Annotated in this window: 8 protein-coding genes; 5 read left to right on the forward strand and 3 right to left on the reverse strand. The window is 64.5% G+C overall.

From position 1 onward, the window contains the following. Nucleotides 1-109: 109 nt before the first annotated feature. Nucleotides 110-1513: a DUF2252 domain-containing protein gene (locus QBK88_RS30120; protein ID WP_277964947.1), complete on the forward strand. Its 1404-nt coding sequence runs from the start codon at nucleotides 110-112 to the stop codon at nucleotides 1511-1513. Nucleotides 1514-1583: 70 nt separating this feature from the next. Further along, entirely contained in the window at nucleotides 1584-2528 is a 945-nt protein-coding gene (locus QBK88_RS30125; RefSeq protein WP_277964948.1) for an aldo/keto reductase, read from the forward strand. Nucleotides 2529-2553: 25 nt separating this feature from the next. On the opposite strand, the gene QBK88_RS30130 is transcribed toward QBK88_RS30125, so the two are convergent. The 3 genes from QBK88_RS30130 to QBK88_RS30140 all read right to left on the reverse strand — a co-directional run bounded on the left by QBK88_RS30130 (nucleotide 2554) and on the right by QBK88_RS30140 (nucleotide 5462). After that, on the reverse strand, nucleotides 2554-2967 hold the full coding sequence (locus QBK88_RS30130) for a response regulator (protein ID WP_268142078.1): 414 nt from the start codon (nucleotides 2965-2967) through the stop codon (nucleotides 2554-2556). A 73-nt stretch (nucleotides 2968-3040) separates the two neighbouring features. Further along, nucleotides 3041-4192 carry an MFS transporter gene (locus QBK88_RS30135; RefSeq protein ID WP_277964953.1) on the reverse strand — a complete coding sequence of 384 codons (1152 nt, stop codon included), beginning with the start codon at nucleotides 4190-4192 and terminating at the stop codon, nucleotides 3041-3043. A gap of 46 nt (nucleotides 4193-4238) precedes the next feature. After that, entirely contained in the window at nucleotides 4239-5462 is a 1224-nt protein-coding gene (locus tag QBK88_RS30140; RefSeq protein ID WP_277964949.1) for a GGDEF domain-containing protein, read from the reverse strand. 313 nt (nucleotides 5463-5775) lie between these two features. Here QBK88_RS30140 and mexE point away from each other — a divergent pair, with 313 nt between their 5' ends. Genes mexE through QBK88_RS30155 form a run of 3 tightly spaced genes read left to right on the forward strand, consistent with a single transcriptional unit; the run spans nucleotide 5776 to nucleotide 11628 of the window. Further along, entirely contained in the window at nucleotides 5776-7017 is a 1242-nt protein-coding gene (gene mexE / locus QBK88_RS30145) for a multidrug efflux RND transporter periplasmic adaptor subunit MexE (protein ID WP_277964950.1), read from the forward strand. 13 nt (nucleotides 7018-7030) lie between these two features. Continuing rightward, complete coding sequence (locus tag QBK88_RS30150) at nucleotides 7031-10210, forward strand: efflux RND transporter permease subunit (protein WP_277964951.1); 3180 nt, start codon at nucleotides 7031-7033, stop codon at nucleotides 10208-10210. Beyond that, complete coding sequence (locus QBK88_RS30155; RefSeq protein WP_277964952.1) at nucleotides 10207-11628, forward strand: TolC family protein; 1422 nt, start codon at nucleotides 10207-10209, stop codon at nucleotides 11626-11628. The genes QBK88_RS30150 and QBK88_RS30155 overlap by 4 nt, the downstream gene beginning before the upstream one ends. The last annotated feature ends 152 nt before the right edge of the window (nucleotides 11629-11780 follow it).

Raw genomic sequence — 11780 nt, forward strand, 5'->3', positions numbered from 1 at the left:
CAACCGAGCGCCGCGCGGTCTGGATCTCGACAACCCTGAAAACCCGACGCCGGGCACTTGCCCTCCCCCTTGCAGTCTCAACTGGGGAACCCCCAAGGACAGCCACCCAATGCCCCTGACCCCTCAATCCCAAGGCAAAGCCGCCCGCAAGCAATGCCCCCGGACCAGCCACCGCCACGCCGGCAACATCGACCGCGATCCGCTGGCGCTGATCGAAGCTTCCAGCAAAGGCCGGGTGAAATCCCTGGTGGCGCTGCGCTACGGGCGCATGCTGGCCTCGCCCTTTACCTTCTACCGCGGCAGCGCGCTGCTGCAGGCCCATGACCTGGCGGGCACGCCAGACATGGGCCTTACCGTGCCGTTGTGCGGGGACGCGCACCTGATGAATTTCGGCGGCTTCGCCACCCCGGAACGCAACCTGGTGTTCGGCCTGAACGACTTCGACGAAGCGCATCCAGGCCCCTGGGAATGGGACCTCAAGCGCCTGACCGCCAGTTTCCTGATCGCCGCCCGTGCCCTGCGCCACCCGGCCAGTGTGGAGGAAGCGGTATGCCACGAAGTGGTCGGCGCCTACCAGGCGACCATGGCCTTGTGCGCAGAGCAAGGCGCACTCAACACCTGGTACGGGCGGATCAGCCCCGGTGAGCTGCTGGAACAGCCGCAAAACAGCCGGACCCTGGAATTCCTGCGCCAGACCATCGAAAAAGCCCACCGCCGCACCCACGCCGGGCTGCTGCCCAAGATCGTCGACCAGGACCGCCACGGCCGCCTCACCCTTCGTGATGACCTGCCGGAAATCTTCCACCTGCAGGGCAAGCACTCGCTGCTGGACCACGATGACGACTGGCTGGCCGCCAAGCGCTGGCAGCCCTTGTACAAGGCGCTGATGAGCAAATACAGCACCACCCTGCAAGGCGACCGCCGCGAGCTGTTGTCGCGTTTCGAAGTGGACGACCTGGCCTTCAAGGTGGTGGGGGTGGGCAGTGTCGGCACGCGCTGCCTGGTGGCACTGCTCACCGATGAGCTGCGCAACCCGTTGTTCCTGCAATTCAAGGAAGCCCGCCGCTCAGTGCTGGCGGACTACGTCAAGGTGCATACCCCGTTCAAGCACCACGGCCAGCGGGTGGTGGACGGCCAGCGCCTGATGCAGCCGGCCAGCGACCTGTTCCTGGGCTGGACCGCCAGCCCCAACGGCCACCATTTCTACGTACGCCAGTTGCGCGACATGAAGGTATCGGCGGAACTGGAAACCTTCGATGACCAGACCCTGGTCGCCTACGCCCGCCTCTGCGGCCGTGCTCTGGCCCGGGCCCACGCCAAGGCCAGTGGCGCCGCGGCCGTTATCAGCGGCTACATCGGTAAAAGCCAGCAATTGGCCGAGGCGCTGTTTACCTACGCCCAGGCCTACGGACAGCAGAATGAACGCGACTTCGAGGTATTCCAGAAAGCCTGCCGCGCGGGCCGCCTGCAGGCGCGCACCGAAGCCGACTTCACCGCTGACCGCTTGCCCTGATTTCATCCCCGCGCCATTCATTCTGTGCTTTCATCGGGGGGTTCGTTCATTTCAATGCAGGAGCAATGACATGCAACAGCGACAACTGGGCAACACCGATCTGCGCATCGCACCGCTGGTGTTCGGCGGCAACGTGCTGGGCTGGACCGCCGACGAGGCCACCAGCCTGGCGGTGCTGGACGCGTTCGTCGACCAGGGTTTCAACGCCATCGACACCGCCGACGTGTACTCGGCCTGGGTACCAGGGCACAGCGGCGGCGAATCGGAAACCCTGCTGGGCAAGTGGTTCAAGGCCCGCCCAGGGCGGCGCGAAAAGGTCGCGTTGTTCACCAAGGTGGGCATGAAGCTGGGTGAGCACAAGGAAGGCCTGAAGGAAAAATGGATTGTGCAGGCCGTGGAGGACTCGCTGCAGCGCCTGGGCACTGACTACATCGACCTGTATTTCTCCCATCGGCCGGACCCCACCACCCCCGAGGAGGAGACCCTCGGGGCGTACGCCAAGTTACTGCAGGCCGGCAAGGTCCGCGCCATCGGCGCCTCCAACTTCGATGCCACGCAACTGGCCGCGAGCCTGGAGACGGCCCGCCGCCATCAATTGCCCACCTACCAGGTGCTGCAACCGGAGTACAACCTGTACGACCGCGACCAGTACGAAGGTGCGCTGCGCGACCTGTGCATCGCCGAAAACATCGGAGTGGTGACCTACTACAGCCTGGCGTCGGGCTTCCTGACCGGCAAATACCGCGGCAAGGAAGACCTGGGCAAGAGCGTGCGCGGCGGTCGCATCGAGAAGTACCTGGATGACCGTGGCCTGAAGCTGCTGGCCACCCTGGACGGCATCGCCCAGGCGCACCAGGCGGCACCCGGTGAAGTAGCCTTGGCCTGGCTGATCGCCCGTGAAGGCGTGACCGCCCCCATCGCCAGCGCTACCAGTCTGGAGCAAGTACAGAGCTTCGGCCGTGCGGCGCGGTTGGTGCTAAGCCGCGAAGAGTTGAACGCGCTGACCGCCGCGTAGGGCAGCCCATGCAGCCGGCTCGGGCTTAGTGAGCCCGGGCTTCGGCATGCTTCACGGCGTCTTCCACGCCCTGCAGCATCTGGCCGATGGTCCATGGCTTGCGCAGGAAAGCGACTTCGCACTTGACCCCCGACGACTCCGGGGTCTCGTGGCCCGACATGATCAGAATGGGCATCTCGGGCCAGCGCTCATGCACTAGGTTGGACAAATCGGCACCATTGAGCTCGCCCGGCATCAGGATATCAGTCAGCAACAACCCGACCTCGGGCGCGCGCTGGTCCAGAAACGGCACCGCGGCATCGGCGGTCTCGAACTCGACGGTTTCATACCCCTCCTCCTTGAGTATTTCGCAGACAAATTCGCGAATGATGACTTCGTCTTCCACCACCACTACCAGGGGGTGAGCGAGTTCATTGCGTTCCATCGATGTTGAATTCATGACGATCATTTCCTGGTCTGGGCTACAGCGTGCGCCTGTTGTACAACGTAGGAGCGACAAGCCCGACGGAAATTCAATTTTCATTCAATAACGTTGTTGCAGCGCCCCTTCGATGCGCCAGCGCCATCCCCGACGCAAGCGCCACGGCCAGCAAAGCGGCCGCCAGGTAGAGGCTATCGCCGTGCCCCGGTAGCAGGTCGAGGAATGCTGACAGGAACTGGCCCAGGAACAGCGCCATGGACAGGAAGGCCAGATGCCGGCCGCGCAACGCCGGGGCGCTCTGTTCCACGGTCATGTGATTGAGCAAGGGTACTGACCAACCGAAACCGGCCCCCAGGCATAACCCGCCGACCAGACACCACGGCAGTGACGGCGCCCAGGCGAACAACCCATGGCCCACGGCGAAGGCACTGAACGCCAGCGCCAATGTGCCATGCTCACCCAAGCGTGCAGTGACCCGCGGCATCAGCGCCGCCGCCAACACCGCCACCAGCGACACCCCGGACAGAAAGTTGCCGATGGCCGTTTCGCCCAGGCCCATGGCGTGCAGGCTGAGCGGCAAGGCGATGATCGCACTGAAGAACACCACCATCGCGCCCACGGCCGCCAGGTAAACCACCCGCAGGGCTGGGGTGATGCCTCGCGCCACCGCCGCGTCGCTTGCCGACATCGGCTTACCGGGGTCTCGGATGAGCCCCAGCACCAGCGCCAACAGCAACCAGCTCAACAGGTAAAGGGAGAATGGCGCTTGCCAGGCCCAACTGGCCAGCAGCCCGGCAGCACTGAGAAACAGCACCCCGCCCAGTTCGATGGCCATGCCTTGGCGAGCGATCATCGCCAGACGCGCGGGGCCTTCATAAAATTGCGAAATCAGCCCCGTGCCGCTGGCCATGACCGCGGCCGTGGCGCCGCCCAACAACAGCCGGTCGGCAAAAATCGGCACGGCGCCGTGCAAGAACATGCCACCAGCCCCCAGCAGGCCATACGCGAACAGGCCCAGGCACAGGGTGCGGTACAACCCCAGGCGCTCGCTGAGGCACGCCACCAGAGGGCCGAACACCACCACCCCCAGGGACGGCACAGTGACCAGCCAGGCCGCGGCCCGGGGCACCCCCAGTTCGCGGGCGATGGCGGGCAAGCCGGGCACGATCACGCAGCCGACCATGATGGTCAGGCTAGCCACCGCCAGCAGGATGAAGGCACCGGGTCTGGATAGGCTGGGCATCAACACGTATCTGCTCCTTTGCATGGCATTAGTCTTTGTGGTGTTCTCAGGACCGAACTCTACCCTGCGAAGCCACCTGGCGGTCATCGGCCCCACCGTACGCCCGATCGCGCCCCTGCTGCTTGGCCTGGTACATCGCCTGGTCCGCCTGTTCATACAACCCATCCAGCGAACACCCAGGGGGCCCCAGTGCCACGCCGACACTGATCGTCAGCGGCCCGCCTTCCCCACCGATGCCCAGCGCCCGCACCGCCTCGCACACGTGCGCACCAATGCGCGCCACGAATGCCTTGTCGACATCGGCAAACAACAGCACAAACTCTTCGCCCCCCATCCGCGCCGCCAGATCAAGCGGCCGCCGGGGAAAGTCGTGCAAACGCTTGGCAATGGCCTTCAGCGCCTGGTCGCCGGCCGGGTGGCCATGCACGTCGTTGTAACGCTTGAAATGGTCCACATCAATCAGCAACAGCGCGCAGAGCCGAGCTTCGCGCGCCGACTGGGCCAGTGCCTGGCGCGCCAGGGCGTCGAACGCCCGGCGGTTGAACAGCCCGGTCAGGGCATCGGTGCTGGCCATTTCATGCAGCGAGCCACGCAGCAGGAACAAGGTGCGGAACGAGCGCTCATGGTAATAACGCAGGGCCATCAGCGCCACCAGCGAGGCCACCTGGAACGGCATGAACGCCACATACTGCTGGTCCATCAGGTGGCCCGACACCCACGGGGTCAGCAACCAGGCCGATAGCGCGATCAACAGCGCCATGCCCATGCCCACGTGCACACTCAGGCCTACCGGGAACAGAACGGTGATCATCAGCAGGATGACGGCGTCCAGCAGCAACGGCAGGTGGAATTCCTGGTGGTAACGGGCGTAGACGAGCATCATCAGGATCGAGGTGAAACCGGTGAAGCCCAGTACCGCCACGATCCAGCGCTCACCGATATGCACCCGAGACTCGTCCCGCACCTGCCAGTAACCCACACAGGCAAACAGCACCGTGAGCGAGCGCAGCGCCATCGCAAAGAAAGACGTCGGCGGAAATTGGGCCCCATAGCCGTAGACAATGTCCAGCATCAGGAAGCCCAGCAGCGCCACGATCAGCAACAACGCCGACGCGTTGCGGGTGCGCTGGAAGCCCTGGTAGTTCAGCTCACGGTACTCACACTCCAGCTCAGGCTCGAAGCGCAACCAGGGGAACCCCCGCAAGCGCTGCCGGGTGTAGGCATTGTCGCTTCCGTCCACCAATTGAGTGAGACTTTCAAACCTGTTCACGGGTACCTCTGCAAGTGCACTGTTCTTTTCCTGACCGCCAAGATAGCAATAAGCCATCACCCCACGCTACCTGCCCCGTCGCCGATAGCCTGACGCGGCTTACCCCGATTGCGGTCATTGCAAACGATGAGCGTAGACGGCCGGCTTCATTATCAACCTAATTAATAGGGAGCTTTGTATATAACCGGAACGCACGTAATCAGGGCACTCTAATATCATTGCGAATGATATATACCTTCGCCCCATTCGATTCGTCGATACAGGCCGCAGCGAACAGAATCCGCCCATTCTCAATAAATTGGCGGACGTGCCCATGGAACAGTCAATCAAACATCTACGCTTCCCCCTCGCCGCGCTGGCGGTGGTGGTGATGAGTGCTTGCGGGCGTGCCCCCGAAGTGGCCCAGGCGCCCGCCGCGCCGAAGGTTACCGTGGCCAAGGTGCTGGAACAGCCGATCAACGAGTGGGACGAGTTCACCGGCCGCCTGGAAGCGCCCCAGACCGTCGAAGTACGCCCACGGGTGTCGGGGCAGATTGACCAGGTGGCCTTTACCGAAGGCGCGCTGGTGAAGAAAGGCGACCTGCTGTTCCAGATCGACCCCCGGCCCTTTGAAGCCGAAGTACGCCGCCTGGAAGCGCAACTGCAACAGGCCCGTGCCACCGCCACCCGCACCGAAAGCGAGTCCCAGCGCGGCGAGCGCCTGCGCGCCAGCAACGCCATCTCCACGGAACTGGCGGAAACCCGCACCAGTACCGCGCAGGAGTCGCGCGCCGCGGTCGCCGCCATCCAGGCACAACTGGACCTGGCCCGCCTGAACCTGAGCTTCACCCGCGTCACCGCGCCCATCAGCGGCCGGGTCAGCCGCGCCGAGATCACCGCCGGCAACATCGTCACCGCCGACGTCACCCCGCTCACCAGCCTGGTCTCTACCGACAAGGTCTACGCCTACTTCGACGCCGACGAGCGCGTGTACCTCAAGTACACCCAGCTGGCGCGCAAGGGCGAGCGTGGCGCCACCACCCCGGTGTACCTCGGCCTGTCCAACGAAGACGGCAACCCGCACCTGGGCCAGATGGATTTCGTCGACAACCAGGTCAACCCCAAGACCGGCACCATCCGTGGCCGCGCGGTGTTCGACAACCGCGACGGCAGCTACACCCCGGGCTTGTACGCACGCCTGAAACTGGTGGGCAGCGGCACCTACGAAGCCGTGCTGATCAAGGACGAGGCGGTGGCCAGCGACCTGGGCAAGAAATACGTGCTGGTGATGGACAAGGACCGCAAGGCTACCTACCGCACCGTGGAGCTGGGGCCGAAACTCGAAGGCTTGCGCATTGTGCGCAGCGGCCTGGCCAAGGACGACACCATCGTCATCAACGGCCTGCAGCGGGTGCGCCCCGGCAGCCAGGTCGACCCTGAAGACGCCCCCATGGCCAGCCCGGCCACCCTCGCCGCCCTGGCCGAACAGCTCAAGGCGCTGCAAGCCAGCAACCTGCCCAAGGCCGCCGCGGCTGCCCCGGTGAACGTGGCCAGTGTCGCCACCCCACGCGGCTAACAGGAACAGACCGATGAACTTCTCGCAATTCTTTATCAAGCGGCCGATCTTCGCCGCCGTGCTCTCGCTGCTGATTCTGATCGGCGGCGCGATCTCGCTGTTCCAATTGCCCATCAGCGAATACCCCGAAGTGGTCCCGCCCACCGTGGTGGTGCGCGCCAACTTCCCCGGCGCCAACCCCAAGGTCATCGGTGAAACCGTGGCCGCGCCGCTGGAACAGGCCATCACGGGCGTGGAGAACATGCTGTACATGTCCTCCCAGTCCACCGCAGACGGCAAGCTGACCCTGACCATCACCTTCGCCCTGGGCACCGACCTGGACAATGCCCAGGTGCAGGTGCAGAACCGGGTCACCCGCACCGAGCCGAAGTTGCCTGAAGAGGTGACCCGCATCGGTATTACCGTGGACAAGGCCTCCCCCGACCTGACCATGGTGGTGCACCTGACCTCGCCAGACAAACGCTACGACATGCTGTACCTGTCCAACTACGCCATCCTCAACATCAAGGATGAGCTGGCGCGCCTGGGCGGCGTGGGCGATGTGCAACTGTTCGGCATGGGCGACTATTCCCTGCGCGTCTGGCTGGACCCGAACAAGACTGCCTCGCGCAACCTCACCGCCACTGACGTGGTCACCGCCATTCGCGAACAGAACCGCCAGGTCGCGGCCGGCCAACTGGGCTCGCCGCCCTCGCCGAGCGCTACCAGCTTTCAGATGTCGATCAACACCCAAGGCCGCCTGGTGACCGAGGATGAGTTCGAGAACATCATCATTCGCACCGGCGACGATGGCGAGATCACCCGCCTCAAGGACATCGCCCGCGTGGAGCTGGGTTCCAGTCAGTACGCCCTGCGTTCCCTGCTGAACAACCAGCCGGCCGTGGCGATCCCGATCTTCCAGCGCCCTGGCTCCAACGCCATCGACATCTCCAATGAAGTACGGGCCAAGATGGCCGAACTGAAGAAGAGTTTCCCCGAAGGCATGGACTACAGCATCGTCTATGACCCGACCATTTTCGTGCGCGGCTCCATCGAAGCAGTGATCCACACCCTGTTCGAGGCACTGATCCTGGTGGTGCTGGTGGTGATCCTGTTCCTGCAGACCTGGCGCGCCTCGATCATTCCGCTGGTGGCCGTGCCGGTGTCGCTGATCGGTACCTTCGCCGTGATGCACATGTTCGGCTTTTCGCTCAACGCACTGTCGCTGTTCGGCTTGGTGCTGGCCATCGGTATCGTGGTGGACGACGCCATCGTGGTGGTGGAGAACGTCGAGCGAAACATCGAACTCGGGCTAAAGCCGGTCGCAGCCACCGAGCGCGCCATGCGTGAAGTGACCGGGCCTATCATCGCCACGGCGCTGGTGCTGTGCGCGGTATTCGTACCGGCAGCGTTCATCAGCGGCCTGACCGGGCAGTTCTACAAGCAGTTCGCCCTGACCATCGCCATTTCCACGGTCATCTCGGCCTTCAACTCGCTGACCCTGTCGCCCGCATTGGCCGCCGTCTTGCTGCAGGGCCATGACGCACCCAAGGACCGTTTCTCGCGGTTCCTCGACAAGCTGCTGGGCGGCTGGCTGTTCCGGCCCTTCAACCGCTTCTTCGTCAAGGCCAGCCATGGCTACGTGGGCACCGTGCGGCGGGTGATTCGCAGCAGCGGTATCGCCCTGGTGGTATACGCGGGGCTGATCGGCCTCACCTACCTGGGCTTTTCCACCACCCCCACCGGGTTCGTGCCCGCCCAGGACAAACAGTACCTGGTGGCCTTCGCCCAGTTGCCTGACGCTGCCAGCCTGGACCGCACCGAGGACGTGATCAAGCGCATGTCCGAGATCGCCATGAAGCAACCTGGCGTGGCCAATGCCATCGCCTTCCCGGGGCTGTCGATCAACGGCTTCACCAACAGCCCGAACAACGGCGTGGTGTTCGTGGCACTGAAGGACTTCGACGAGCGCAAGGACCCCAGCGAGTCGGCCAATGCCATCGCCGCGGCCCTGAACGGCAAGTACGCCAGCATCCAGGACGCCTACATGGCGATCTTCCCGCCACCGCCTGTACAAGGGCTGGGCACCATCGGCGGCTTCCGCCTGCAGATCGAGGACCGTGGCAACCTGGGCTATGACGCCCTGTACAAGGAAACCCAGAACATCATCGCCAAGAGCCGCAGCGTGCCGGAACTGGCCGGGCTGTTCACCAGCTACACCGTGAACGTGCCGCAGGTGGACGCTGCCATCGACCGCGAAAAAGCCAAGACCCACGGCGTGGCCATTAGCGATATCTTCGACACCTTGCAGGTGTACCTGGGTTCGCTGTACGCCAACGACTTCAACCGTTTTGGCCGCACTTACCAGGTCAACGTCCAGGCCGAACAGCAGTTCCGCCTCGAACCCGAGCAGATCGGCCAGTTGAAAGTGCGCAACAACCGGGGCGAGATGATCCCGCTGGCCACCTTCATCAAGGTGCAGGACACCTCGGGCCCTGACCGGGTCATGCACTACAACGGCTTCGTCACCGCTGAAATCAACGGTAACGCCGCCCCAGGCTACAGCTCGGGCCAGGCCCAGGCGGCGGTCGAGAAACTGCTGAAAGCGGAACTGCCCAACGGCATGACCTACGAGTGGACCGAGCTGACCTACCAGCAGATCCTCTCGGGCAATACCGCGCTGTTCGTTTTCCCGCTGTGCGTGCTGCTGGCTTTCCTGGTGCTGGCCGCCCAATACGAAAGCTGGAGCTTGCCGCTGGCGGTGATCCTGATCGTGCCCATGACGCTACTGTCGGCCATTGCCGGTGTGATCATTGCCGGTAGCGACAACAACATCTTCACCCAGATCGGCCTGATCGTGCTGGTGGGCCTGGCGTGCAAGAACGCGATCCTGATCGTGGAGTTCGCCAAGGACAAGCAGGAAGAAGGCCTCGACCCGCTGGCTGCCGTTCTGGAAGCCTGCCGCATGCGGTTGCGGCCGATTCTGATGACCTCGTTCGCCTTCATCATGGGCGTGGTGCCGCTGGTGCTGTCCCACGGCGCCGGTGCCGAAATGCGCCATGCCATGGGCGTGGCGGTGTTCTCCGGCATGCTGGGGGTAACCTTCTTCGGCCTGCTGCTGACCCCGGTGTTCTTCGTGCTGATCCGCAACCGCGTGGAAAAGAAAAAGGCCCACAAGGCCGCCCAGCTTCTGACCCTGGAGAACCCAGCATGAGCTTGAAACTCTTCATGCCCAGCTTGCTGGTGCTGGCCCTGGCCGCCTGCGCCGTGGGCCCGGACTACAAGACCCCGGACACCGCGGCGGCGAATATCACCGCCGCCACGGCCGGGCAATACGACCGCGGGCACTTCGATGCCGTGTGGTGGCAGCAGTTCGACGACCCGACGCTGAACCAGTTGGTCGACAAATCCCTGCAGGGCAACCGTGACCTGCGCGTGGCCTTTGCCCGCCTCAAGGCGGCGCGGGCCATCCGCGATGACGTCAACACCGAACGCTTCCCGGTGGTGACCAGCCGCGTCAGCAGTGAAGTCGGCAAGAGCCAGGTACCTGGCCAGACCACCGACCGGGTCAACCAGGAGCGTTACGACCTGGGCCTGGACATGGCCTGGGAAGTCGACCTGTTCGGCCGCATCCAGCGCAGCCTGGAAGCCAGCGATGCCCAGGAAGACGCTGCGCGCGCCGACCTGCAGCAACTGCAAGTGACCATGATCGCCGACCTGGTGGACGCCTACGGTGACCTGCGCGGTGCGCAACTGCGCGAGAACATTGCCCGGGCGAACCTCAAGACCCAGCAGGAATCGCGCACCATCACCGTCAGCCTGCGTGACGCCGGGGTGGGTAACGAACTGGACGTGGTGCGTGCCGACGCGCGCCTGGCCGGGGTCGAAGCCACCGTGCCGCAATTGCAGGCTGAACAAGTGCGCGCCCGCAACCGTATCGCCACCTTGCTGGGCGAACGCCCCGACCAACTGAGCGTGGACCTGAGCCCGGCGAAGCTGCCGGCCATCTCCAAGGCCCTGCCCATTGGCGACCCCGGCGAGCTGCTGCGCCGCCGCCCCGATGTGCGCAGCGCCGAGCGCAAGCTGGCTGCGGCCACCGCCAATGTCGGCGTGGCCACGGCCGACCTGTTCCCCCGGGTCAGCCTGTCCGGTTTCCTGGGCTTCACGGCGGCCCGCGGCTCGCAGATCGGCTCGGCCGCTGCCAACGCCTGGTCCCTGGGCCCGAGCATCACCTGGGCGGCGTTCAACCTGGGTAGCGTGCGGGCGCGTATCCGTGGCGCCAATGCCGATGCCGAAGGCGCCCTGGCCACCTACGAACAGCAAGTGCTGCTGGCCCTGGAAGAATCGGAAAACGCCTTCAGCGACTACGGCAAGGTGCAACAGCGCCTGGCTTCGCTGAACAAGCAGAGCGAGGCCAGCCGCGCCGCGGCTGACCTGGCGTCGATCCAGTACCGCGAAGGCACCGTGGATTACCTGGTGCTGCTGGACGCCGAACGCGAGCGCCTGAGCGCCGAAGATGCCCAGGCCCAGGCCGAGGTGGATCAGTACCGCGGCATCGTGGCGATCTACAAGGCGCTGGGTGGCGGGTGGCAGGTACCGGACAAGGGGCAGGCGGTGGCGATGGTTCGGTGAACGCCGATCTGTGGCGGTACTAACAGGGCGGGCCAGGTGATCTTGCAGGCAAAACTGGCCCGAACCCGAAACAGATGTAGGAGCGGGCGCTAGCTCGCGAAGCGCCGCGCGGGCGGCGCTCGATCTCAAGGGCACCGGAAAACCCAAGCCAT

This window comes from Pseudomonas sp. RIT-To-2 (assembly GCF_029623465.1).
GTDB lineage: Bacteria > Pseudomonadota > Gammaproteobacteria > Pseudomonadales > Pseudomonadaceae > Aquipseudomonas > Aquipseudomonas silvicola.

Coding starts and splice junctions, on each gene's coding strand:
- QBK88_RS30120 (WP_277964947.1), top strand. CDS start 110: ATGCCCCTGACCCCTCAATCCCAAGGCAAAGCCGCCCGCAAGCAATGC.
- QBK88_RS30125 (WP_277964948.1), top strand. CDS start 1,584: ATGCAACAGCGACAACTGGGCAACACCGATCTGCGCATCGCACCGCTG.
- QBK88_RS30130 (WP_268142078.1), bottom strand. CDS start 2,967: ATGAATTCAACATCGATGGAACGCAATGAACTCGCTCACCCCCTGGTA.
- QBK88_RS30135 (WP_277964953.1), bottom strand. CDS start 4,192: ATGCCCAGCCTATCCAGACCCGGTGCCTTCATCCTGCTGGCGGTGGCT.
- mexE (WP_277964950.1), top strand. CDS start 5,776: ATGGAACAGTCAATCAAACATCTACGCTTCCCCCTCGCCGCGCTGGCG.
- QBK88_RS30150 (WP_277964951.1), top strand. CDS start 7,031: ATGAACTTCTCGCAATTCTTTATCAAGCGGCCGATCTTCGCCGCCGTG.
- QBK88_RS30155 (WP_277964952.1), top strand. CDS start 10,207: ATGAGCTTGAAACTCTTCATGCCCAGCTTGCTGGTGCTGGCCCTGGCC.